This window comes from Nocardioides nitrophenolicus (assembly GCF_016907515.1).
GTDB classification, from domain to species: domain Bacteria; phylum Actinomycetota; class Actinomycetes; order Propionibacteriales; family Nocardioidaceae; genus Nocardioides; species Nocardioides nitrophenolicus.
This window is the reverse complement of the sequence record NZ_JAFBBY010000001.1, coordinates 4,973,663-4,996,673: the sequence shown is the minus strand read 5'-3', so window position 1 is coordinate 4,996,673 and position 23,011 is coordinate 4,973,663. Positions and strand designations below refer to the sequence as shown.

The 23,011-nt window shown below is 71.6% G+C and carries 20 protein-coding genes and 1 pseudogene; 9 read left to right on the top strand and 12 right to left on the bottom strand.

Features of this window, described 5'->3' with window-relative positions; all coding sequences use genetic code 11:
• Together dnaG and JOD66_RS28755 are read right to left on the bottom strand one after the other, a co-directional pair.
• Positions 1-2,049, bottom strand: a complete 2,049-nt coding sequence (gene dnaG / locus JOD66_RS24050; RefSeq protein WP_239547007.1) for a DNA primase — start codon at positions 2,047-2,049, stop codon at positions 1-3.
• Between the two features lie 600 nt (positions 2,050-2,649).
• A pseudogene (locus JOD66_RS28755) lies at positions 2,650-2,835 on the bottom strand (CHC2 zinc finger domain-containing protein); the annotation flags it as partial.
• Between the two features lie 165 nt (positions 2,836-3,000).
• Here JOD66_RS28755 and ldt-CoaP point away from each other — a divergent pair.
• Together ldt-CoaP and JOD66_RS24040 are read left to right on the top strand one after the other, a co-directional pair.
• On the top strand, positions 3,001-3,801 hold the full coding sequence (gene ldt-CoaP / locus JOD66_RS24045) for a L,D-transpeptidase (protein WP_204839326.1): 801 nt from the start codon (positions 3,001-3,003) through the stop codon (positions 3,799-3,801).
• Positions 3,802-3,855: 54 nt separating this feature from the next.
• Complete coding sequence (locus JOD66_RS24040; protein ID WP_204839325.1) at positions 3,856-4,806, top strand: hypothetical protein; 951 nt, start codon at positions 3,856-3,858, stop codon at positions 4,804-4,806.
• Between the two features lie 94 nt (positions 4,807-4,900).
• On the opposite strand, the gene JOD66_RS24035 is transcribed toward JOD66_RS24040, so the two are convergent.
• Positions 4,901-6,124, bottom strand: a complete 1,224-nt coding sequence (locus JOD66_RS24035) for a deoxyguanosinetriphosphate triphosphohydrolase (protein ID WP_204839324.1) — start codon at positions 6,122-6,124, stop codon at positions 4,901-4,903.
• Positions 6,125-6,198: 74 nt separating this feature from the next.
• Between JOD66_RS24035 and JOD66_RS24030 the strand changes: the two genes are divergently transcribed.
• Both JOD66_RS24030 and JOD66_RS24025 read left to right on the top strand, forming a co-directional pair.
• Positions 6,199-6,480 carry a hypothetical protein gene (locus JOD66_RS24030; RefSeq protein ID WP_204839323.1) on the top strand — a complete coding sequence of 94 codons (282 nt, stop codon included), beginning with the start codon at positions 6,199-6,201 and terminating at the stop codon, positions 6,478-6,480.
• Between the two features lie 246 nt (positions 6,481-6,726).
• The gene (locus JOD66_RS24025; RefSeq protein WP_204839322.1) at positions 6,727-7,875 is read left to right on the top strand and encodes a hypothetical protein; all 1,149 of its coding nucleotides are present in this window, start codon (positions 6,727-6,729) and stop codon (positions 7,873-7,875) included.
• Between the two features lie 81 nt (positions 7,876-7,956).
• Here the strand turns inward: JOD66_RS24025 and JOD66_RS24020 are convergent, their stop codons facing one another.
• The 5 genes from JOD66_RS24020 to JOD66_RS24000 form a co-directional block, all read right to left on the bottom strand.
• On the bottom strand, positions 7,957-8,814 hold the full coding sequence (locus JOD66_RS24020; protein ID WP_204839321.1) for a VldE C-terminal domain-containing protein: 858 nt from the start codon (positions 8,812-8,814) through the stop codon (positions 7,957-7,959).
• 131 nt (positions 8,815-8,945) lie between these two features.
• Complete coding sequence (gene dusB, locus JOD66_RS24015) at positions 8,946-10,085, bottom strand: tRNA dihydrouridine synthase DusB (protein ID WP_204839320.1); 1,140 nt, start codon at positions 10,083-10,085, stop codon at positions 8,946-8,948.
• The gene (locus JOD66_RS24010; protein ID WP_204839319.1) at positions 10,082-10,771 is read right to left on the bottom strand and encodes a hypothetical protein; all 690 of its coding nucleotides are present in this window, start codon (positions 10,769-10,771) and stop codon (positions 10,082-10,084) included. The genes dusB and JOD66_RS24010 overlap by 4 nt, the downstream gene beginning before the upstream one ends.
• Complete coding sequence (locus tag JOD66_RS24005) at positions 10,765-12,174, bottom strand: glycine--tRNA ligase (RefSeq protein ID WP_204839318.1); 1,410 nt, start codon at positions 12,172-12,174, stop codon at positions 10,765-10,767. The genes JOD66_RS24010 and JOD66_RS24005 overlap by 7 nt, the downstream gene beginning before the upstream one ends.
• Before the next feature lie 74 nt (positions 12,175-12,248).
• The gene (locus JOD66_RS24000) at positions 12,249-12,563 is read right to left on the bottom strand and encodes an antibiotic biosynthesis monooxygenase family protein (RefSeq protein ID WP_204839317.1); all 315 of its coding nucleotides are present in this window, start codon (positions 12,561-12,563) and stop codon (positions 12,249-12,251) included.
• A gap of 68 nt (positions 12,564-12,631) precedes the next feature.
• On the opposite strand from JOD66_RS24000, the gene JOD66_RS23995 reads away from it, so the two are divergent.
• Genes JOD66_RS23995 through JOD66_RS23985 form a run of 3 tightly spaced genes read left to right on the top strand, consistent with a single transcriptional unit; the run spans position 12,632 to position 15,395 of the window.
• Positions 12,632-13,591, top strand: coding sequence for a metal ABC transporter substrate-binding protein (locus JOD66_RS23995; protein ID WP_204839316.1), 960 nt, complete (start codon positions 12,632-12,634; stop codon positions 13,589-13,591).
• Positions 13,588-14,391 (top strand): metal ABC transporter ATP-binding protein, encoded by an 804-nt coding sequence (locus JOD66_RS23990; RefSeq protein ID WP_204839315.1) that lies wholly within the window; start codon positions 13,588-13,590, stop codon positions 14,389-14,391. Before JOD66_RS23995 ends, JOD66_RS23990 begins: the two co-directional genes overlap by 4 nt.
• Positions 14,388-15,395 carry a metal ABC transporter permease gene (locus JOD66_RS23985; RefSeq protein WP_307823690.1) on the top strand — a complete coding sequence of 336 codons (1,008 nt, stop codon included), beginning with the start codon at positions 14,388-14,390 and terminating at the stop codon, positions 15,393-15,395. The genes JOD66_RS23990 and JOD66_RS23985 overlap by 4 nt, the downstream gene beginning before the upstream one ends.
• Here the strand turns inward: JOD66_RS23985 and JOD66_RS23980 are convergent.
• The 4 genes from JOD66_RS23980 to leuA form a co-directional block, all read right to left on the bottom strand.
• Positions 15,392-16,222 carry an isoprenyl transferase gene (locus JOD66_RS23980; RefSeq protein WP_204839314.1) on the bottom strand — a complete coding sequence of 277 codons (831 nt, stop codon included), beginning with the start codon at positions 16,220-16,222 and terminating at the stop codon, positions 15,392-15,394. The two genes, JOD66_RS23985 and JOD66_RS23980, sit on opposite strands and share 4 nt — an antisense overlap.
• Before the next feature lie 155 nt (positions 16,223-16,377).
• The gene (recO, locus tag JOD66_RS23975) at positions 16,378-17,130 is read right to left on the bottom strand and encodes a DNA repair protein RecO (RefSeq protein WP_204839313.1); all 753 of its coding nucleotides are present in this window, start codon (positions 17,128-17,130) and stop codon (positions 16,378-16,380) included.
• Positions 17,131-17,288: 158 nt separating this feature from the next.
• Entirely contained in the window at positions 17,289-18,161 is an 873-nt protein-coding gene (locus JOD66_RS23970; protein WP_204839312.1) for an alpha/beta fold hydrolase, read from the bottom strand.
• 11 nt (positions 18,162-18,172) lie between these two features.
• Positions 18,173-19,915, bottom strand: a complete 1,743-nt coding sequence (gene leuA / locus JOD66_RS23965; protein WP_239545415.1) for a 2-isopropylmalate synthase — start codon at positions 19,913-19,915, stop codon at positions 18,173-18,175.
• A 199-nt stretch (positions 19,916-20,114) separates the two neighbouring features.
• Between leuA and JOD66_RS23960 the strand changes: the two genes are divergently transcribed.
• Positions 20,115-22,334 (top strand): catalase, encoded by a 2,220-nt coding sequence (locus tag JOD66_RS23960; protein WP_204839311.1) that lies wholly within the window; start codon positions 20,115-20,117, stop codon positions 22,332-22,334.
• Between the two features lie 171 nt (positions 22,335-22,505).
• Positions 22,506-23,006 carry a flavodoxin family protein gene (locus JOD66_RS23955; RefSeq protein ID WP_204839310.1) on the top strand — a complete coding sequence of 167 codons (501 nt, stop codon included), beginning with the start codon at positions 22,506-22,508 and terminating at the stop codon, positions 23,004-23,006.
• Positions 23,007-23,011: the final 5 nt, after the last annotated feature.

Genomic DNA, 23,011 nt, shown 5'->3' with positions numbered 1-23,011 from the left:
TCACGGACCGCCGACGATCTTCTCGCGCAGGGTGCGGCGGTGCTGCTCCAGCGCGGCGAGCTCGCCGAACATCTTGTTGTAGTCGGTGGGGTTGTCGAGCGGGTTCGTGCGCTGCAGTCGCGACTTCACCTCGTCGATGCGGCGCAGCACGGTCAGCTCCTGCAGCCGGAACAGGTGGGTGGCGATGTAGCCGGCGTCGATGTCGCGGTTGGCGGGGATCGGCTCGACCGCCAGCGCGCTGACGATCGACGACACCGCCGGGTCGGTCGCGGCGTCGCGGACGTGGGCGACCCAGCCGGCGTCGTTCTGCCCGGCGACCGCGCCCCCGGCGGCGGTGATCGCCTCCCACACCCCGCGGTAGGTGGGGTGGACGAAGTCGTTGAGCCCGATGTCGGCGCTCGTGCGGCCGATCGCGACCGGATGCTGGAGGACCAGCTTGAGCGTCTCGCGCTCGATGCTGAACCGCGGGTCGCGCAGGTCGGGGACCCGGGCCACGGCCACCGGCTGCTCCGGCGGGCGCTCCGGCGCCCGGGCGTTGCGACCGCCACGCTCGCCCTGCGGCCCCTTCGCCGCGGCCCGGCGTACGGCGGCGAGGACCTGGTTGGTGTCGATGTCGGCGCCGATCAGCCGCGAGATCTCCTGCGCGAACGCGGTGACCTTGGACTGGTCGCGCACCGAGGCGACCAGCGCGGCCGCGTCGCGGACGGCGTCGATGCGGCCGTCGGCCCGGTCGAGGTCGTGGCGCTTGACGACGTTCTCGAGCACGAAGCGGTACAGCGGGCGCCGGCTCGCGATCAGCTCGCGCACCGCCTCGTCGCCCCGCTTGATGCGCAGGTCGCAGGGGTCCATCCCCTCCGGGGCCACCGCGACGTACGTCTGGGACACGAAGCGCTGGTCGCCCTCGAAGGTGCGCAGCGCGGCCTTCTGTCCGGCCTCGTCGCCGTCGAAGGTGAACACGACCTCGCTGCGCAGCTCGGCGTGGTCGTCGAGGAAGCGGCGCAGCACCCGGGCGTGGTCGTCGCCGAAGGCGGTGCCGCAGGTGGCGACGGCGGTCTCGACGCCGGCGAGATGGCAGGCCATCACGTCGGTGTAGCCCTCGACCACCACGGCAGTGGAGCTCAGCGCGATCGGCTTGCGGGCCAGGTCGATGCCGTAGAGCACCTGGCTCTTCTTGTAGATCGGCGTCTCGGCGGTGTTGAGGTACTTGGCCTCGATCCGGTCGTCGTCGAAGAGCCGGCGCGCCCCGAAGCCGATCGTGTCGCCGTTGGTCTCGCGGATCGGCCACAGCAGCCGGCCGCGGAACTTGTCGTAGAGCGAGCGGCCCATCGCCACCAGTCCGGCGGCGACCACCTCCTCGCGGGTGAACTTGCGTCCGCTCAGGTGGCGCCACAGCGCCTCGCCGTCGCGCGGCGCGAAGCCGACCCCGAAGGTCAGCGCGGCGTTCTGGTCGAAGCCGCGCTCGGCCAGGAACTGCCGGGCCGCCAGCGCGTCGGGGGTGCCGAGCTGCTCGGCGTAGAACTCCTGGGCCACGGCGTGCGCCTCGATCAGGCGACGCCGCTGCGGCCCCTTGGGCCGGTCGTCGCGCCCGGTCTCGTCGCGACGCAGCTGGACGCCGTACTTGTCGGCCATCCGCTCGACGGCCTCGCCGAAGCTGAGGCCGTCGATCTTCATCAGGAAGGTGAAGACGTCGCCGCCCTCCTGGCAGCCGAAGCAGTTGCCCGTGAGGATGTTGTCCTCCAGCGTGAACGCGTGCCCGTCCTCGACCTCGGCGCAGAAGACCTCCTCGACCCGATCGGTCTCCTCGACGCTCTCGACGACCCAGCCGCGCCGGGCGAACGCCTTGTGCGCCGCGGCGAACCGGTGGCGGTGCGGGTCGAGGAGGAAGAAGTCCTCCTCGAGATCCTCGTTCACCAGATGGATGCGGTACAGCTCGGACGGCTCTGTCCCCAGACCGAGGCGCGTCTGCGCCGTGATGCCGTAGGTCGCGATGCCGAGGCGGGTGCAGACAGTGCGGAAGAACTCCAGGTCGTCGCGGTCGGCCGAGTTCATGATGACGGTGCCGTCAGCCGCGACGAACCCGTCCGCTGCGAAGTAGCCGGCCAGCCAGCCGTAGAGGTAGGGCACCGACTCGTCGAGCGACGGCCGGTCCTTGAAGAACTTCGGCAGATGGTGGACGAGCAGGTTCCCGTCACCGCGGTCACTGGTGTGGCTGTTGGGGAACCACTTCAGCATCGCCTCGTCCTTGGGCGGGCAGATCAGCGCCATCGAGCCGGTGCCGTTGAGCGTTCCGTCGCCGTAGGTGAAGCCATGGGCGATGCCGAAGGGCGAGGGCGTGCTGCGCCGGATCCGGGACCGCGGGAACTTCGAGACCAGCCGGTCTCCGGCCTTCAGGTCCGTGGTCAGAACCTCACGCGCGTTTTTCTGGGCCTTGCCGGACCGGATGAACCACCGGTGCCCGTCAGTGGCGTACAGCTCCTTGCGCTGGCGGTTGCGGGTCACGGTGAGGCGGTGGAGGCGCTGGACGCCGTACGACGCGAAGGGCGCCTCGATCCAATCGCCCCTCGCGCCGAGAACCCGATGGACACCGCCGGCGAGCTCACGGATCTCCCGCGGCCCCTCCCAGGTGAGCACGCGGGTCTCGCCGGCCAGGCAATGGAAGAAGCCCCGGCTCGGCGTGACGTGGAAGGACGGCGACTTCTCGTCGTGGAACGGGCACAGCCCCTTCATCGAGCCGCCACCGGCGTTGCGCAAGGTGACGTACGACGACACGACCTCGTCGATCTTGACCCGCTCACGGACCGCGGCGATGTCCTCGTCACGAATCCGGCCGACCATGCGGCGATCCTACTGAGCACCCCCGGCACGAGCTCCGGCAGTCGGGCCCCGGTGGCCGGCGGACGCATTTCGACGCCGGGCGTGACCTTCGTCGCACCGGTTCGTTGCTCGTTCGGGAGAACCGCACGGGGGGTGTGGGGATGGACGTTCTGGGAGGGACCGAGCATGGAGGAGTCGCGCCGCCGTACCAGCTGGCCGGTGACGCTGGTCGTGCTGATTTTCGCGGTCTCGACGCTCGTCATGTTCCTCAAGGACGGCGGGGACGAGACGACTCCGGCGGCGGCGCCCACGGCGCCGGCCGACCTGGACCTCAAGAAGCTCCCGGTGAGCACCACCCACACCACCATCGAGGCGGCACCGCGGGATCCGCGACCCTCGAAGGTGCCGAACGGCACGGTCGTGCACCCCAAACGGGTGACGGCGCTGTACGACGAACCCGACGGGACCCCGTTCGGCAAGGTGCGCCCGACCGAGTTCGGCGACGTGTGGCTGCCGGTGATCAGCCGCAACCGCGACTGGGTTCAGGTGCTGCTGCCGTCGAAGCCGAACGGCTCGACCGGGTGGATCCGGGCCTCCGAGCTGGCCGAGGCCCGCAGCCGCTTCCTGGTGCGGGTGCATCTCGGCGAGCGCGAGCTGGAGCTGTTCGAGGACGACTCGCTGATCGGCACCTGGACCGTCGCGATCGGCGCCGGCTCCACCCCGACCCCCACCGGCCGGACCTTCGTGCTCGGGCAGATCATCGACGACCAGCAGCCGTTCTCGCCGGTGATCATGCCGCTGGGCAGCCACAGCGAGACGCTCGACTCCTATGGCGGCGGCCCCGGCACGGTCGCGCTGCACGGCTGGACCGACCCGTCGGTCTTCGGCAAGGCGATCAGCCACGGCTGCGTGCGGGTGCCCGATGACGCCCTCGACCTGCTGCGCATCGTCCCGATCGGCACCCCGGTCATGGTCGAGGCGACCTGACGGTCACGAACGGCTCCCCCTCGGGAAGAAATGATGAAGATGAAGGGAACACCCATGAAGAACAAGCGGCACCTGGCTCTGACCGGCGCGCTCCTCCTGGCGGCGGGAGCGGCGACGTCCGCGGCCCTTCTTCCGGGTGGGTCGGCGAACGCGGCGGGCACGCCGTCGTCCGCCTTCGGCCTGGAGCTCTCCATCGCCGGCAACGGGGTGATCCCGCGGACCCCCGCCGTGAGCTCCACCGACGGCGCGCTCAAGACCGACTCGCTGATCGGTCTCCCCGCCAACCCGGTGGCCAGCGGCGGCATCGTCAACGCGTCCGCGCAGAACGGCGCCGCCAGCGCGAGCGTGACCGACCTGACCGTCGGCCAGGACCTGCTCAAGACCATCGACCCGCAGGGCGCGCTCACCGGCCAGCTCAAGACCGCCTGCACCCAGGTCACCGACGCGCTCGCGCTGCCCCTCGACCAGGTCAAGGGCGCGCTCGACCAGGTGCTGCCCGGCCTGCAGACGGCGATCGACACCATCGCCGACTCGAGCAAGGGCACGCCGCTCAACCTGAGTGGGCTCGGCGCACTCGACATCACCAAGCTGACCGACCCGACTCAGCTCAAGGCGCTGTGCGACGTGCTCGCCGGCAACCTGAAGGTCGTCGGCGCCGGCGCCGTCGAGGCCAAGTGCACGGGCAACACCGGCACCACCACCATCGCCGACCTCAAGGCGCTCGGCCTGCCGGTCAACGTGGACACCAAGAAGGCCAACCAGGCGGTGAAGGTTCCCGACGTCGCCGGGGTGCCGCCGATCGTCGAGCTCGTCGTGAACCGGCAGACCGCGAACGCCGACGGCACCTTCACCGTCGACGCGCTCTACCTGAACGTCCTCGACCAGGTGAAGCTCACCGTCGCGTCCGCGACGTGCGGCAACGTCATCGCCGACCGCGGCGCACCCAAGCCCGGCGACGCTCCCGCCCCGAAGCCGGTCAAGCACCACATCCCGGTCACCGGCTGACCCGACCGAACCGATCGGCCCGTCGCGCGACAGCGCGGCGGGCCGATCCGTTTCCCGCGACCAGCCCGCGCCGCGAGGTCCTCCCGGTTCGGACTCAGCCCAGCAGACGGTCGTGCCAGGCCACGGCGCTGGCGTCGGTCAGCGAAGCGACCTGGTCGATGACCACCCGGGTCCGGGCGGCGTCGTCGGCCGCGGCGTGCCAGTCGGCGGCGTACGTCTCGTCGAGTGCGTCCGGAGCGCGGTCGAGCAGCACCTCGACCAGCGCCGCCAGCAGCTCGCGCTGCCGGACCTGCAGGGCGACCCGGTCGGCGGCCTCCATGACGTAGTGGGCGGCGATCCCCTTGAGCACGGTGATCTCGGCCCAGGTGTCGGCCGGGATGACCAGTTCGCCGACGTAGCGCACGAAGGGGCCCTCACCCGCCGCGAAGGTGGCCTGCTGCACCGCCCCGCAGAACCGGCCGATGAGGTCGCTGGTGAGGTTCTTCAGCGCGGCGAGGCCGGCCCGGCCGCCGTCGTACGGCGCCCGGGGCCAGCTGCCGACGGCCCGCAGCCGGTCGAGGACGGCGTCGAGCTCGTCGTCGCTCGCGTCGGGGAGGTACCAGACCCGGACCGTGTCCCACAGCGCCGCCCGGTCCAGCCGGGTCAGGTCGACCTTGCCGGCGACGGTGCCGTCCTCGACGTCGTGGACCGAGTAGGCGACGTCGTCGGCCAGATCCATCACCTGCGCCTCGAGACAGCGTCCGTCGGCCGGCGCACCGGCCCGCAGCCACTCGAAGGCCGGCCGGTCGTCGTCGTAGACGCCGAACTTGCCGGCGTGCTCGGCCGCCCGCTCCCGCCCCCAGGGGTACTTGGTGCAGGCGTCGAGGGTGGCGCGGGTCAGGTTGAGGCCCGCTCCGGGCGTCTTGGCCTCCAGCCGGGTGAGCAGCCGCAGGGTCTGCGCATTGCCCTCGAACCCGCCGCACGAGGAGGCCAGCTCGGCCAGCGCCCGCTCGCCGTTGTGGCCGAAGGGCGGGTGGCCGAGGTCGTGGGCCAACGCGGCGGTCTCGGTGATGTCGGGGTGGGTGCCGAGCGCCCGGGAGAGGTCGCGCGCGATCTGGGCGACCTCGAGGCTGTGGGTGAGCCGGTTGCGCACGAAGTCGTCACTCTGGGGGCCGACCACCTGGGTCTTCGCCGCCAGCCGCCGGAAGGACGCGGCATGCACCACCCGCGCCCGGTCGCGCTCGAACGGCAGCCGCTCCGGCGCCTCCACCCGCTTCGGGGGCTCGGGCACGATCCGCTCGCGGGCGTGCGCGTCGTAGCGCTGCTCGACCGGGTCCACGACGCGACCCTACCGATCCGCGGCGCCAGCACGGATCGCAGGCGCGCCCGAGGTGCGTGCCCTAGGCTCCGCGCATGCACGGTCCGCTCGCCCTCGCCGCCGACGGCTCCGGTGACTCCACGGCGTACGTCTTCCCGCTGGTCATCGGCATCGCGGTCACGCTCGTCGTACTCGAGCTCTGGGCATTGGTCGACGTGCTCAGCTGGCCGCGCTCGACCTGGGAGGCGGCCGGGCTGAGCCGGCGGCGCTGGGTAGGTCGGGTCCTGCTGCTCGGGCTGATCGGCGCCTGGCTCTACCTACGCGCGCCGAGGCCGGACCTGAAGGCCGCGTACGCCGACCTGCGCTGGCGGCGTTGACGCCGGCGCCGAACCGGTAGAAACCTCAGATGACCTCCGATTGGCGCTCTCGGTGGATCGTGACCGTTGCGAGTGACGTCAGTTCGCGAGACGGGATCGGCTGGGAGTTCGCGACTCTGAAGCAGGAAGATGTCTGGGCGGTCTTTCGCGAAGACGGGGGCGACGTCCCGGTGTTCTGACCGCACCCGGTCGCGGAGCGTCGAAATGGATGGGCTCTGACGAGCGTTGCAACCTAGGCTGCTCCAGATGCACTTCCCGCAGATCGAGCACGCTGCGCCCGCCGCCAGTCCCCTCGGCATGCTGCAACGAGGCCGAGGTTCCGGGTGGTCGGAAGCCGCGGCGTCCGATTCGGGAGCCGAACTGCTGCTCGCTTGCTTGGCTCATGAGCCCCGGTGGGATCGTCAGGTGGAGTCGCGAGCCGACTACTACGCGTCCCTGGCGCTTCACCTGGCCGTGCCCGTGGACGCGCTTGCTGCTTGCGCGAACGGTGACGACGACGAGTGGATCGTCGACGAGGTCATCGAGGCGATGGCCCGCCGCGGCTCGGTCGAGGCCGCGCTCTTGCGCCGCGCGACGCCCGATGCCGCGGACGTCAATCACTGCGAGCCCGAGCGTGCGGACCGCGGGACGCGGTCACCTATGAGTTCCATGACCTCGGTGGACGCGTCGATAGAGGACCTTCTCGGCGCACCCTGGACAGGCGCGTTCCCGAAGGCGGTCGTTCATCGTCTTCGCACCACCAGTGACCAAACGGAAGTCGATGCATTGCGTCGGGTTGCGCGCGAGGTCGAGCATCCGGGTTGGCGCCTTGCGGTCCACGTGCTTTCACGGCGCGGCGACATCTCGGCGTTGGACGTCGTAGAGCGGGTTCTCGAGACAGACGAGAGCGGGCCGGCCCGGGCGACCGCATATCGGTTCGTCACGGCACTGCCCTCGGCCGTTTCACTGCCATTGGCCCGCTCCTGGCTGTCGCACACCGATGGCCGCGGAGCCGTGGCGTCGGCCGTGTTCGCCAAACACGCCGAGGTCGAGGATGCTCCTGCCGTTCGGGCGGCGTTGGCAGTCGCTGATGACTACTACACGATGACCAGTCTCGCCCACGCCCTCGGCAGACTGGCTGAGGTCGGGCCGTTTCCGGAGCTCGACGAGATCTACCTCCATTCGGCGTACTCGTATGCGCGCGCCCGCGCGGTGCAGGCGATGGCCACCACCGACTCGGCGTTCGCCGAGAGGCGGGCCATGGAGTGCCTGTGGGACTGTGAGGAGTCGGTGCGCGTCCAGGGCGCATTGCTTGCGCCGATGGAGCAAGCCGCGTTGGACCGCCTACGACAACTTGCCGCCGACGAGCTCGAGGACCCAGATGTGCGTGCAGCGGCTCGCGCGCGGCTGGGCTAGCTGACGTCTGTTCCGCGGGCACTCAACCAAGAAGGCAAGCGCTCCGGAGCACAGACCTTCTGCCGGCGCTCCGTGGACAGGTCAGTAGACCGAGACGTGCACGTGGTCGAAGTGGTTGGCGGTGACCGAACCGCGGTTCGGCATGCCTCGCCAGCCCTCGCCGGAGCGCTCGACCGACCAGATCTTCTGGGAGTAGATGACGTAGGAGACGCCCAGCGCCGCGTAGTTGGCGCGGACGAACTCGGCGATCTTCCAGCCCTCGGGCCCGGAGATCATGATGTCGACGGCCCGGCCGCGCGGGTGGTCGCCCCCGCCACCGCGCAGCGTGCCGTAGACGCTGACGTCGGGGAAGTTGGCGCAGACGGCCTCGTGGACCTTCTTGATGCTCTCGCTGACGCCGGACGGGACGGTGGTGCCGTTGGTGCAGGCGCCGCCGAGGGTCGCGGGCTTCTCGTCGGTGAAGTGGCCGGTGGTGACCCAGCGCGCCTTGCCGTCGAGGACGATCTCGGAGCGCTCGCCGTACGTGCGGCCGGTGACGAGCACCTTCTCGCCCTCCTCGATCTCGCCGACCTGCTTGGCCCGCTTGTCGGGGCGGTTCCACAGGTTGAGGTCGGCGTCGGCCCACAGCCGCTGCTTGGCCGCGGCGATCGCCTGGCCGGTCGCGGAGTCGGAGAGCAGGGCGTCGAGCTCGGTGCCGATCGCGTCGGCGGAGCGGTCCGTGCTGCGCGACAGCATCGGGAGCCGTTCGCCGGTGTCGCCGATCGAGGCGGCAGGGGCGGACTTCGAGCGGTCGACGGCGACCAGGTCCGAATCCGGTGCGGAGGAGTTGAGGACGCCTCCACCGACGACCGCGGTGGTCGCCAAGGCGGCGAGCGAGCCGGCCAGCAAGGCGGCTCGGGGCGTACGTCGCGCGGTTTCCCGCTTGTGGCTGGTGGCCACGCGCTGATTCCTTTGCTGTCGCTTACAGATGCATCCCGAGGACCCTGACCTTCGCCAGAGCATCGTGCTACTAGAGCACAGAGATCAAGCCTTCAACCAATTGGTGAGACCGCTCCCGTGGGTGAGGCCGATCACCCGCCCGTGGTCTCGTCGACATCCTCGAGGACGCCGACGCCGCCGGAGAGCCCGTCGGTGTCGTCGAGCCAGCCCTCCGGGAGCACGATCCGTGCGCGCGGCGCGCCCTGCCGGCCGCGCGGGGCGCCCAGCTCGGAGGCGGGGAACGGCTCGGCCGGGTCGAGCTCGGCGAGCAGCCGGTCGAGGGCGGCCAGCGAGTCGACCAGGCCCAATGAGCGGCGCAGCTCGCCGCCGGCGCGGAAGCCCTTGAGATACCAGGTGACGTGCTTGCGGAACTCCTTGCAGCCCCGCTCCTCCCCCATGTGCTCGCACAGCAGCTCGGCGTGGCGGCGCATCATCGCCGCCACCTCGCCGAGCGTCGGCAGCGTGGTCTCACCCGGGCCGTCGGCGGAGAAGGCAGCGGCGAGGTCGCGGAACAGCCAGGGCCGGCCCAGGCAGCCGCGGCCGACGACGACACCGGCGGCACCGGTCTCCTCGATCATCCGCAGCGCGTCGGCGGCCTCCCAGATGTCGCCGTTGCCGAGGACCGGGATGTCGACGCTCGCGACCAGCTCGCCGATGGCGTCCCAGTCGGCCTGGCCGGAGTAGGCCTGCGCGACGGTGCGGCCGTGCAGCGCGATCGCGGCGACACCGGTCTCCTGCGCGATCCGGCCCGCGTCGAGGAAGGTGAGATGGTCGTCGTCGAGGCCCTTGCGGGTCTTCATGGTCACCGGCACGTCGAACGGCGCCGCCGCGGCCACCGCCTCCTCGAGGATCGCGCCGAGCAGATTGCGCTTCCACGGCAGCGCGCCGCCGCCGCCCTTGCGGGTCACCTTGGGCACCGGGCAGCCGAAGTTGAGGTCGACGTGGGCCACGCCGTAGTCCTCGCACAGGATCCGGGTCGCCTGGCCGACGTACGCCGGGTCGGTGCCGTAGAGCTGCACCGAGCGCACCGTCTCGGCCTCGTCGAAGACGAGCATCCGCTTAGTCGTCTCGTCACCCTCGACCAGCCCGCGGCTGGTGATCATCTCGCAGACGTAGAGTCCGGCACCGTGCTCGGCGCACAGTCGGCGGTAGGCGGCGTTGGTGATGCCGGCCATCGGGGCGAGCACCACCGGCGTGGGCACCTCGAGCGAGCCCAGGCGCAGCCCGCTCACGACGTCTTCTCGGCCTTCTCCGACGCCTTGCCCTTCTTGCCGGGCTTCTTGACCGGGCTCAGCTCACCGCTCCAGGTGACCGGGTCCTGGCCGCCGTAGGGCGAGAAGGTCACCCGCTCCAGCGCATGGGTGGGCGCGATGAAGTAGACCTGGCACAGCTCGGCCGTCGCGTCGGCCGCGAAGGGTGTCGGCAGCGGGTCGCCCGAGCAGACCGGAAGCTGGTCGGCCTGGTAGTAGTTGGGCGCCTCGAGGTTGGTGCCGTCGTCGGCCCAGAGCACGTTGTCGAGGCGCAGCCCACCGAGGTCGACGTCGCCGACGTTGGTGACCTTGACCCGCACGAAGTAGGGGGTGCGCGCGGCCGTCGCCGCGTCGACGTTCCAGCCGGCGAAGGACTCCTGGAAGGAGGTCCGCTCGATCCGCTCGACGGTGACCGCGAGCACCCCGACCTCGTCCTGGCGCCGTTGGAAGGCGACCACGCCCTCCTGCCCGAGCCCGAGGACGGTGCCGGGCTCGGTGAGGGTGACGTCGCTGGGCACCGGCAGGTAGTCGGCAGGCGCCGTGGTCGTGGCGCTCGCGGTCGCCCTCGCCTTCTTCGCGTCCTTCGGGTCGTCCGATCCGCAGCCCGCGAGGCCGGCGGACACCACGAGGGCGGCCACCGGCACGGCGACGGACCGGAGGCTCAGCACCCGACGAGCCGCTCGGCGAAGTAGGCGGTCAGCTTGGACAGCGAGACCCGCTCCTGGGACATGGTGTCACGGTCGCGGACCGTGACGGCCTGGTCCTCGAGGGTGTCGAAGTCGACGGTGACGCAGTAGGGCGTGCCGATCTCGTCCTGCCGGCGGTAGCGCTTGCCGATCGCGCCGGCATCGTCGAACTCGACGTTCCACAGCGCGCGCAGCTCGCTCGCGACCGCCTTGGCCTTCGGGGTGAGGTCCTCGTTGCGGCTCAGCGGCAGGACCGCGGCCTTGACCGGGGCCAGCCGCGGGTCGAGGCGGAGCACGGTGCGCTTGTCGACGCCGCCCTTGGTGTTGGGCGCCTCGTCCTCGGCGTACGCGTCGACGAGGAAGGTCATCAGGCTGCGCGACAGACCGGCCGCGGGCTCGATGACGTAGGGGACGTAGCGGGTGTTGGCGGCCTGGTCGAAGTACGACAGGTCCTTGCCCGACGCCTCGGCGTGGGTCGACAGGTCGAAGTCGGTGCGGTTGGCGATGCCCTCGAGCTCACCCCACTCGGAGCCGGCGAAGTTGAAGCGGTACTCGATGTCGACGGTGCGCTTGGAGTAGTGGGACAGCTTCTCCTTGGCGTGCTCGTAGTGGCGCAGGTTGTCGGGGTCGATGCCGAGGTCGGTGTACCACTTCGTGCGGGTGTCGATCCAGTACTGGTGCCACTCCTCGTCCTCGCCCGGCTTGACGAAGAACTCCATCTCCATCTGCTCGAACTCGCGGGTGCGGAAGATGAAGTTGCCGGGGGTGATCTCGTTGCGGAAGCTCTTGCCGATCTGGGCGATGCCGAACGGGGGCTTCATCCGCTGCGAGGTGACCACGTTGGCGAAGTTGAGGAAGATGCCCTGCGCGGTCTCGGGGCGCAGGTAGTGGAGGCCCGACTCGTCCTCGATGACGCCGAGGTAGGTCTTGAGCAGGCCGGAGAACTGGCGCGGCTCGGTCCAGGCGCCGCGGCTGCCGCAGTTGGGGCACGCGATCTCACTCATCTGGACCGCGTCAGGGTCCACCTCCTTGCCTTCGCGCGCCTTCTTCTCGGCGTACGCCTCCTGGAGGTGGTCGGCGCGGAAGCGCTTGTGGCACGACTGGCACTCGGTCAGCGGGTCGGTGAAGGTCGCGACGTGGCCCGACGCCTCCCAGGTCTGGCGCGGCAGGATCACGCTGGAGTCGAGGCCGACCACGTCGTCACGGCTCTGGACCATCGAGCGCCACCACTGGCGCTTGATGTTCTCCTTGAGCTCCACGCCGAGCGGGCCGTAGTCCCAGGCCGAGCGGGTGCCGCCGTAGATCTCGCCACAGGGGTAGACGAAGCCACGGCGCTTCGCGAGGGAGACGACCTGGTCGACGGTGGACGGGGGCGGCTTGGCCACGGTGATTTCCTTGCGTGGGACGAGCCCGGCTGGCTGCCGAGCGGGTGTGGGCGATGACTCGCGGAGCGAAACCCCTAGGTTACGCGAGGCTCCACCACATTGAGCACTCCGCCGGGCTCCACGACCTCGTAGGCGCCGGGCTCGTCGAGGGCGCGGCTCAGCACCGGGACGCCGTGCAGCTTGAGGTCGTACGTCGACAGCGCGCGACGGTAGGCGCCGACGTGGGCCCAGCGGGTGGTCAGGGTCCACAGGTCCGGGTCGTCGACGTTGCGGCCGACCCAGCCGGCGACGTACCCGGCCTGCGCGGCGAGGAGGCCGTGGACGAGCTCGAGGTCGGCCCGGAGGCCGGCCGGGTCCTCTCCGGCGCGGAAGCGGTTCACGACGAGCACGGCCGCACTCTACGCAGGGCTCGCCGCCGACTTGACCGCGCTGCCCCGGTTGATTGAGAATGATTCTCATGCGCTTGTACTCCGGTCTCGTCACGCTCTCCGCCCTCACCGTCGCCGGCTCGCTCCTCGCGGGCTGCTCGGCGTTCAGCGACGACTCCGGCACCGACGGCGAGGTCACCGTCGCCGCGGCGTTCTACCCCCTGGCGTACGTCGCCGAGCGGGTCACCGACGGCACCGGCGCCCGGGTGGCCCTCCTCACCCAGCCCGGCACCGAGCCCCACGACCTCGAGCTGACCATCAAGGAGACCGCGCAGCTCGCCGACGCCGACGTCGTCGTCTACGAGTCCGGCTTCCAGCCCGCCGTCGACGACGCGGTCGAGCAGAACGCGCGCGGCGCCACCCTCGACGCCACCGAGGTCGTCGACCCGGTGCCCTTCGCCGAGCACGCCGACGAGCACGCGGAGCACGCCGACGAGGAAGGCCATGCCGACGAAGACGAGCACGACCACGGCGAGTTCGACCCGCACTTCTGGCAGGACCCGATCCGGGTCGCCGACCTCGCCGACGCTCTCGCCGACGAGCTCGCCGACGCCGACCAGGACCACGCGGACGCCTACCGCGCCAACGCGAAGGCGCTGCGCGAGGACCTCACCGCGCTCGACGGCGAGTACGCCGCTGGTCTCGCCGACTGCGAGCGTGACACCATCGTGGTGTCCCACGACGCGTTCGGCTACCTGGAGAAGTACGGCCTGCACGTCGCCTCGATCGTGGGCCTGTCCCCCGACGCCGAGCCCACCGGCGCGGTGCTCGGGGAGCTGAAGGAGCTGATCAAGACGGAAGGCATCACCACGGTGTTCAGCGAGCCGCTCAAGCCGGCCCTCGGCGAGAGCTTCGCCAACGACCTCGGCCTCACCAACGGCGTGCTCGACCCCGTCGAGGGACTCACCGACGCCACCGCCGACCAGGACTACCTCTCCCTGATGCAGGCCAACCTCGCGACGCTGCGCTCCGCCAACGGCTGCCGATGAGCGCGGCCCCCGCGGTCGAGGTCCGCAACGCGAGCGTCGCCCTCGGCGGGCGGCCGGTGCTGCGCGGCATCGACCTGGCCGTCGTACCCGGTGACTTCGTGGCGCTGATGGGCGCCAACGGGTCCGGCAAGTCCACCCTGGTGCGCGCGATGGTGGGGCTGCGCCCACTGGTCGGGGGCGAGGTGCGGCTCTTCGGCACCCCCCTCGACGCTTACGACGCCTGGAGCCGGATCGGGTACGTCCCCCAGCGCGCCACCGCCGGCTCCGGCATCCCGGCGTCGGTGTGGGAGGTCGTCGCCGCCGGGCGGCTCACCCGGCGCCGGCTGCTGCGCCCGCTGTCGAAGGCCGACCGCGCGGCCATCGACGAGGCGCTCGAGGTGGTCGGCCTCGCCGACCGTCGCCGCGACGCCGTCACCAACCTCTCGGGCGGCCAGCAGCAGCGCGTCCTCATCGCCCGCGCGCTCGCCGGGGAGCCCGAGCTGTTCTTCCTCGACGAGCCCACCGCCGGCGTGGACCTGCCCAACCAGCAGGTGCTCGCCGACACCCTCGGCCGGCTCAAGGAGCGCGGCGCGACCATCGTGCTCGTCGCCCACGAGCTCGGGCCGCTGGCCCCGCTCGTCGACCGGGCCGTGGTCCTGCGCGACGGCCGGGTGGCCTACGACGGTGCGGCGCTGCGCGACCACGAGGTGCACCAGCCGTGGTTCGCCGAGCCCCACACCCATCACCACCACCACGACCACGTCCCGCACCCGTCGGCGCCCTTGGGGACCGAGCCCCACCTCCCGGGAGACCGCCTGTGAACGCCGTCGCCCTGTTCAACGAGCCGTTCATGCAGCGGGCCCTCATCGCCGCGCTGCTGACCGGCCTCGCCGCGCCCGCGATCGGCACCTTCCTGGTCCAGCGGCGGCTCGCGCTGATGGGCGACGGGATCGGCCACGTCGCCGTCACCGGCGTCGCGATCGGCCTCGCCACCGGTGCGTCACCGCTGTGGACCGCGGTCCTGGTCGCCGTGCTCGGCGCCGTGCTGATCGAGGTCATCCGCGAGCGCGGGCAGACCAACGGCGACGTGGCGCTGGCGCTGCTGTTCTACGGCGGCCTCGCCGGCGGCGTCTTCGTCAGCGGACTCGGCGGCCAGAGCGCCGCCGCGCTCAACCGCTACCTCTTCGGCTCCCTGACCACCATCTCCCCCGGCGACGTACTGATCACGATGGTGCTCGCCATCGCCGTCGTCGGACTCTGCGTCGGGCTCGCCCCCCAGCTGTTCGCGGTCGCCCAGGACCAGGAGTTCGCCCGGGTCGCCGGGCTGCGGGTGCGGGTCTACAACGTGCTCGTCGCCGTCCTCGCCGCCGTGTCGGTCACCGTCGCGATGCGCACCGTCGGCCTGCTGCTCGTCTCCGCGCTGATGGTCGTCCCCGTCGCCACCGCCCAGCAGCTGACCCGGTCCTTCCGCACGACCATCGCCGCCGCCGTCGCCCTCGGCACCCTCGCCTCCGTCGGCGGCCTGGTCACGGCCACCTTCGCGTCGTACCAGGCCAACGTCGCGCCCGGCCCGACCATCGTCCTGCTCGCTCTCGCCTGCTACGCCGTCGCCTGGCCGATCGGCATCTGGCAGCGCCACCGCGCCCGCCTGCGCGAGCCCTTCGCGGCCGGGCAGGCCGCCCCCGCGCACGAGGCGTGTGGTGAGCATCCCCACGACCACGGACCCGGCTGCGGGCACCTCGCCGTACCCCACGACGACCACGTCGACTACGTGCACGACGGGCACCGGCACGCCGTGCACGGTGGGCACTACGACGAGCACTAGGCCGTCGGGTTCGGCTCCGCCCCGCCGTAGCGCCGGTCGCGGCGGGCGTACTCGTCGATCGCCGCCCACAGGTGGCGCCGGTCGACGTCGGGCCAGAGCACGTCGGAGAACACGAACTCGGCGTACGCCGCCTGGTAGAGCATGAAGTTCGAGAGCCGCTGCTCGCCGGAGGTGCGCCAGATCAGGTCGGCGTCGGGGAGCTCGGGGACGTAGAGGTAGCGGCCCAGGGTGCGCTCGTCGACCTTGTCGGGGTTGATCCGCCCGGCGGCGACGTCGCGGGCGAGCGCCTTGGCGGCGTCGCCGAGCTCGGAGCGGCCGCCGTAGTTGACGCACATGGTGAGGGTCAGCACGTCGTTGTGCTTCGTCAGCTCCTCGGCGACCTGGAGCTCGGTGATCACCGACTTCCACAGCCGCGGCGCGCGGCCGGCCCAGCGGACCCGGACGCCGAGCTCGTGCATCTCGTCGCGCCGGCGGCGGATCACGTCGCGGTTGAAGCCCATCAGGAACTTCACCTCGTCGGGACTGCGCGACCAGTTCTCGGTGGAGAAGGCGTACGCCGAGATGGCCTTGACGCCGATCTCGATCGCGCCCTCGACCACGTCGAACAGGCTCGACTCGCCCTCCTCGTGCCCCTTGGTCCGCGGCAGGCCGCGCTCCTTGGCCCAGCGGCCGTTGCCGTCCATCACGACCGCGACGTGGTGCGGGACCAGCTCCGCGGGTACGGCGGGCGGGCGGGCGCCGGAAGGGTGGGGCGTGGGCGGGCGGACCGGGCCGCGGGTGGCGGCGGCCGCCGCGGCGGCACGGGTACGACGGGTGGAGCGGGTCACGGGGAGCAGTCTGTCAGGCGCAGCGGGAGCGCCACCTGGGCATCACCCGTGCCACTTGACGGGGCCACTTGACGGGCAGTTCTGTCACTTGGTGGGCGTTGCAACGGCCGACAAGTGCAGGAATCGCCGGTCGACCGGCGATTCCTGCACCCACCTCAGCGCTCGACGTACGCCAGCGACCGCAGCCCGCGCTCCAGCTGCCACTGCACGAACGCGGCGACCAGCCCACTGGCCTCACGGACGTGGCGCGGGTCCGCGGCCTCGATGACCGACCAGTCCCCGGCGAGCAGGCCGCCGAGCAGGGTGAGCGTCTCGGGGGCGGGGGTCGCGGAGCCGGGGATCCGGCAGGTCGAGCAGAGCACGCCACCCATCGACGGGTTGAACCAGCGGTGGTGCCCCAGCTCGCCCGTCGCGGTGACGGGCGGCCGGCCGCAGTGGGCGCAGTCGACGAAGGTCGGGGCGTAGCCGGCGATGGCGAGCGCACGCAGCAGGTACGAGTCGAGGACGTGGCACTGGTTGCGGCTCCCGGCAGCCATCGCGTTCAGCCCGCCGAGGAGCAGGGCGAACTGCTGGCGCGCGGGCTCGCGCTCCTCGACGACCAGGCGCTCCGCGGTCTCGAGCATGGCGGTGCCGGCGGTGTAGCGCTCGTAGTCGGCACCCAGCGGGGCGGCGTACGCGGCCCGGGTCTCGGCCTGGGTGATCGTGTCGAGGTTGCGGCCCTCGGCGAGCTGGAGGTCGACGTGGGTGAACGGTTCGAGGCGCGAACCCCACCGCGACGTCGTACGACGCACGCCCTTGGCGACCGCACGGACCACGCCGTGCTCGCGGGTCAGCAGGGTGACGATGCGGTCCGCCTCACCCAACTTGCGGGTGCGCAGGACGATCGCCTCGTCACGGTAGAGCGGCACTCCCCCATTGTGCGGCCTCGGCCGGGCGAATGCCCGCCGCCACCCCGTCGGCCCGGGCCCGGTCCTCGCCGTCGTACCCGGCATCCGGGTCGCGGATCGGCCTCAGGAGCGACCGAGATGCCGGGTGCGATCACCCTCCCGGCCCAGGCGCCGACCGATCACGACGACCGGGTACGACGCGCCCGCCGCGCCGGGCGGGCACACTCCAGCGCGAACCGGGTGACGACGAGGTCGAGCCGCTCGGGACGCCGCCGCCACTCCAGCGCCGCCTCCGCCCGCTCCAGGACCGCGCCGTCGATCTCCTCGACGAGCGTCGCGGCGTCGCCGACCGGGTGGAAGGGGTCGGCGACGCGGGCGAGCACCAGGGTGGGCGCGCGGACCTCGGCCCGCTCGGCCGAGGACGGCGCGAACCGGCCGAAGAGCACCCCCTGGACGACGGCCGCGACCGGGCCGGGGCGGGCGTCGAGGGTGTCGAGGACCAGGCCGACCCACGCCGGCGCGAGCCGCCGGGGCAGCGGACGGGTCGCCAGGCGGAGCGCGGTGAGGGCGAGCGGCGCGAAGCGGGCGGTGCTGAGCACCGGGGTGAGCAGCGCGAGCTGCGCGCCGAGGGCGTTCTCGAGGACCGGGCCGTCGAGCAGCAGGCCGGCGACGCGCTCGGGGGCGCGGACGGCGACCTCCAGCGCGACATTGGCGCCGATCGAGCTGCCGCCGACCACCGCCCGGGCCGCGCCGACGTGGTCGAGGAGCGCGACGACCTGCTCGGCGAACGCGGTCACGGAGTACGACAGCGGGTCGGCGGGTCGGTCCGAGCGGCCGTGACCGAGCGGGTCGAGGACGAGCACGTGCAGGCCGTGGGAGGCCAGCATCCGCGCGGTGCGGTCGTGGACCCCGCGCGGCACCAGCAGCGGCGGGACGAGGACGACCCAGGACTCGCCGGCGCCGTACGCGGTGTACTCGAGGCGGTCGCGACCGCGCCGGCCCTCGACGAAGACCTGTCCGACCTGCTCGGAGGCCAGCGCGGCGCGACCCATGTCCTCGGCCCTCAGGAGCCCGACGGGATGGTCACCGTCTGCGCGCGGTTCGCGGCGCAGACGACCGCCCGCAGGGACGCGGTGACGATGTTGTGGTGGATCCCGATGCCCCAGACGATCTCGCCGGCGATCTCGCACTCGACGTACGCCGCCGCGACGGCGTCGCCGCCCGAGGAGAGGGCGTGCTCGGCGTAGTCGAGGACCCGGATGTCGGCCCCCGCCTGGCGCATGCCGTCGACGAACGCAGCGACCGGGCCGTTGCCCATGCCGGTGAAGGTGCGCTCCTCGCCGCGGACGACGAGCCGGACCTCCTGGCTGTCCTCGCCGTCCTCGCTGGTGGTCGAGGAGAACGAGACCAGGTCGTAGGGCGCCTCGCGGTCGAGGTACTCCTTGCGGAAGATCTCCCAGATCGCCTCGGGCGTGACCTCGCCGCCCTGGGCGTCGGTGTGCTGCTGGATGACCCGGCTGAACTCGATCTGGGCACGGCGCGGCAGGTCCAGGCTGTGCTCGGCCTTCAGCACGTAGGCGACACCGCCCTTGCCGGACTGGCTGTTGACCCGGATGACGGCCTCGTAGGTGCGGCCGACGTCCTTGGGGTCGATCGGGAGGTACGGCGCCTCCCACGGGATCTCGCCGACCGGCTTGCCCTGCTCGGCCGCGATCCGGTCGAGGTCCTCCAGGCCCTTCTTGATGGCGTCCTGGTGGGAGCCGGAGAAGGCGGTGTAGACCAGGTCGCCGGCCCACGGGTGGCGCGGGTGGACGGGCAGCTGGGTGCAGTACTCGACCGTGCGGCGCACCTCGTCGATCTCGGAGAAGTCGATCTGCGGGTCGATCCCCTGGCTGAACAGGTTCATGCCGAGGGTGACCAGGTCGACGTTGCCGGTGCGCTCGCCGTGGCCGAACAGGCAGCCCTCGACCCGGTCGGCACCGGCCATCAGCGCGAGCTCGGTGGCCGCGACGGCCGTCCCGCGGTCGTTGTGGGGGTGCAGGCTGATCACCGAGTGGGCGCGGCGGGTGAGGTGGCGCGAGAAGTACTCGATCTGGTCGGCGTAGGTGTTGGGGGTCGACATCTCGACGGTCGCCGGCAGGTTGAGGATGATCTCGCGGCCGTCCTCCGGCTGCCAGACGTCGGAGACCCGCTCGCAGACCTCGAGCGCGAAGTCGGTGGGCGTCTGGGTGAAGATCTCGGGGCTGTACTGGTAGCCGAAGTCGGTGCCCCGGAGCAGCTGGTCGGCGTACTTCATCACCCACTCGGTGCCGCGGGTCGCGATCGCGATGCACTCGGCCTCGGTGACGCCGAAGACGACGCGCTGGAACAGCGGCGCGGTCGCGTTGTAGAGGTGGACGGTCGCCTTGTCGGCGCCCTGGAGCGACTCGACGGTGCGCGCGATCAGGTCCTCGCGGGCCTGGGTCAGCACCGAGACCCGGACGTCGTCGGGGATCCGGTCCTCCTCGACGAGCTGGCGCACGAAGTCGAAGTCGGTCTGGCTCGCGGCCGGGAACCCGATCTCGATCTCCTTGTAGCCCATCTTCACCAGGAGCTCGAACATCTTCATCTTGCGCGAGGGGCTCATCGGGTCGATGAGCGCCTGGTTGCCGTCGCGCAGGTCGGTGGACAGCCACCGCGGGGCCTGGGTGATCTTCTGGTCGGGCCAGGTGCGGTCGGGCACGGTCACCGGCTCGAAGGCGGTGTAGCGGTGGTACGGCATCCCGCTCGGCTGCTGGGCGGGGATGGTGACGCGCTGCTGGTTCATGACTTCCTCGGGGTTCGTGAGTGACGAAAGGCGCCGGGCGCGCGACTCACTCCGCAGCGAGGGGGTCCGGCTGAGTCAGACCTCGCTGCGGCCGCTAAGAAGGAGCGCTCGCGTCATGATGGCAGCCAGGGTAGCAGCACCCGGGATCCGGCCGGGACCGGCGGGTACCACGCGGAGGTCCGCAACCAGAGGAGCCTCCATGAACGCGAAGGACCCGAAGCACGACGCGATCCCCGGCGCGCCCGCCCCCGCGCCGCCCAGCCTCACCGAGCCGACCGAGCCGGTCGACCCGCTCTCGCCGAAGCCCGACCAGGGCACGCCCGACACCCGCACGCCGACCGGTGCACCCGCCGACGAGGACCCGCGGTCGGTGGGTCAGCAGGGGCGCTGGCTGACGACGTCCACCGGCACCCGGCTCCGCGACACCGACCATTCGCTCAAGGCCGGCGAGCGCGGGCCGACCCTGCTCCAGGACCACCACCTGCGCGAGAAGATCACGCACTTCGACCACGAGCGGATCCCCGAGCGGGTGGTGCACGCCCGCGGCGCCGGGGCCCACGGGTACTTCGAGGGCTACGGCACGGCGACGCCCGTCACCTTCGCCGGCCTGTTCGCCGAGGGGAAGCGGACTCCCGTGTTCGTGCGCTTCTCGACCGTGCTCGGCTCGCGCGGCTCCGCGGACACCGTGCGCGACACCCGCGGCTTCGCGACGAAGTTCTACACCGACGAGGGGATCTGGGACCTGGTCGGCAACAACATGCCGGTGTTCTTCATCCAGGACGGGATCAAGTTCCCCGACATCATCCACGCCGGCAAGCCCCATCCCGACCGCGAGATCCCGCAGGCGCAGAGCGCCCACGACACCTTCTGGGACTTCGTCTCCCTGCACACCGAGGCCCAGCACCACGCGCTGTGGAACATGTCCGACCGCGGCATCCCCCGCTCGTACCGGATGATGGAGGGCTTCGGCGTCCACACCTTCCGGCTGGTCAACGCCGCCGGCGAGACGTCGCTCGTGAAGTTCCACTGGAAGCCCCGGCTCGGCGTCCACTCCCTCACCTGGGAGGAGGCACAGCTGATCGGCGGGCTGGACCCGGACTTCCACCGACGAGACCTGGCCGACGCCATCGAGGCCGGCGCGCACCCGGAGTGGGAGCTCGGCATCCAGGTGTTCGAGGACACCGAGGACCAGCTGTTCCAGGGCATCGACCTGCTCGACCCGACCAAGCTGGTGCCCGAGGAGCTCGCTCCCGTCCAGCCGATCGGACGGATGGTGCTCGACCGCAACCCCACCAACTTCTTCGCCGAGACCGAGCAGGTCGCCTTCCACGTCGGCCACCTCGTCCCCGGCATCGACGTCACCGACGACCCGCTGGTCCAGGCCCGGCTGTTCTCGTACGTCGACACCCAGCTCACCCGGCTCGGCGGGCCCAACTTCAACCAGATCCCCGTCAACCGCGCCCACGCACCCGTCAACGACATGCTCCGCGACGGCTTCCACCAACACGCGGTGCACGCCGGTGTCGCGCCGTACCGGCCGAACTCCCTCGACGGCGGCTGCCCGTTCACCGCCGGCGCCGACCTGTCGGACGAGCAGACCCGGGCCTTCGTCGACGCGGCGCGCAACGTCACCGGGCTCAAGGTCCGGGCCCAGCCCGCGACCTTCGACGACCACTTCACCCAGCCGCGGCTGTTCTGGGAGTCGATGAGCCCGACCGAGCAGGAGCACATCATCCGCGCCTACGCCTTCGAGCTGGGCAAGTGCTTCGAGCAGGCGATCAAGGAGCGCCAGCTCCAGGCACTGGCGAACATCGATGGCCGGCTGTGCGCCGAGGTCGCCACGGCACTCGGCCTGCCCGCGCCCGAGCCCACCGGCGAGCTCGCCGACGTCACCCCCAGCCCGGCGCTGTCGCAGCTCACCGGCGGACCGTGGCCCGGTGACGGCCGGGTCGTCGGGATCGTCGTCGACCCCGACGGCGACCTGGCCGACGTACCGGAGGTGCGCGAGACCATCCTCGCCGCCGGCATGGTGCCGCTCGTGATCGCACCCCACGGCGGCACGGTCGGCGAGCTCACCGTCCAGCGGACCTTCGCCACGACCCGGTCGGTCGAGTTCGACGCCGTGCTGCTCGCCGGCTCACCCGTGGCGGCCCCGGACGCGCTCCCGCTGCGCGACGCGAAGGCCGGCGCCGCCCGCACCACCACACTGGACCCGCGGGTGGTGCTGCTGCTGGAGGAGGCCTACCGGCACGCGAAGGTGATCGGCGCCTGGGGCGAGGGCGTGCGCGCCCTGGCCGTGGCGGGCATCTCCGAGGACCAGCCCGGCGTGGTCTCCGGCAGCGCGGCGGTCGGCGTGCTCGACGAGGTGCTCGCGCTCGCCGGAGTGCACCGGTCCTGGGAGAGGTTCGCGTCGGTCTAGATGACTAACTCCAAGGGATCGTGCAAGCGAGCGGCGCTCAACGCGTGCGATGACAAGGCGCCGCCGCGATGGCATACCGGGCGTACGGCGAGCGTCGGCAACGCCGTCAGCGTGCGTGGTGAGCGTCGCGGAGCGTGCGAGACCTTGGAGTTAGTCATCTAGCCTGAGTGGGTGCCTCGGCTCCTCATCGTCCACCACTCCCCCAGCCGCTCGATGCGGACGCTGCTCGAGCAGGTGGTCGCGGGCGCGGGCGACGAGGAGGTGCAGGCCGCCGGGACGGTGGAGGTCGTCGTACGGGAGGCGTTGGAGGCGAGCGCGGAGGACGTGCTCGACGCCGACGGCTACCTGCTCGGCACCACCGCCAACTTCGGCTACATGAGCGGTGCTCTCAAGCACTTCTTCGACTCGACCTTCCTCGCCGTCGGCGGCGCGCTCGACCCGAGCGGCGCGCCCGCCGACGGCGCCGGCGACACGGCCGGCCGGCCGTACGGGCTGTGGCTGCACGGCCGCTACGACCTCACCGGCGCCGAGCGGTCCGTGCAGTCGATCGTCGGGGCGCTCGGCTGGCGTCAGGGATACGACGTGCTCGGCGTCCTCGGACCGGTCGACGACGCCGCGTTGGAGGCCGCCTATGCGCTGGGCGCTACGATCGCGGCACTCCTGACCGACTGACCACC

Bases quoted from the DNA above. Each gene is read 5' to 3' on its own strand.
- leuA (WP_239545415.1), bottom strand. From the start codon at position 19,915: ATGAACCAGCAGCGCGTCACCATCCCCGCCCAGCAGCCGAGCGGGATG.
- JOD66_RS23995 (WP_204839316.1), top strand. From the start codon at position 12,632: ATGCGCTTGTACTCCGGTCTCGTCACGCTCTCCGCCCTCACCGTCGCC.
- JOD66_RS23970 (WP_204839312.1), bottom strand. From the start codon at position 18,161: ATGGGTCGCGCCGCGCTGGCCTCCGAGCAGGTCGGACAGGTCTTCGTC.
- JOD66_RS23960 (WP_204839311.1), top strand. From the start codon at position 20,115: ATGAACGCGAAGGACCCGAAGCACGACGCGATCCCCGGCGCGCCCGCC.
- dnaG (WP_239547007.1), bottom strand. From the start codon at position 2,049: ATGAACTCGGCCGACCGCGACGACCTGGAGTTCTTCCGCACTGTCTGC.
- JOD66_RS24040 (WP_204839325.1), top strand. From the start codon at position 3,856: ATGAAGAACAAGCGGCACCTGGCTCTGACCGGCGCGCTCCTCCTGGCG.
- JOD66_RS24030 (WP_204839323.1), top strand. From the start codon at position 6,199: ATGCACGGTCCGCTCGCCCTCGCCGCCGACGGCTCCGGTGACTCCACG.
- ldt-CoaP (WP_204839326.1), top strand. From the start codon at position 3,001: ATGGAGGAGTCGCGCCGCCGTACCAGCTGGCCGGTGACGCTGGTCGTG.
- JOD66_RS24025 (WP_204839322.1), top strand. From the start codon at position 6,727: ATGCACTTCCCGCAGATCGAGCACGCTGCGCCCGCCGCCAGTCCCCTC.
- JOD66_RS23990 (WP_204839315.1), top strand. From the start codon at position 13,588: ATGAGCGCGGCCCCCGCGGTCGAGGTCCGCAACGCGAGCGTCGCCCTC.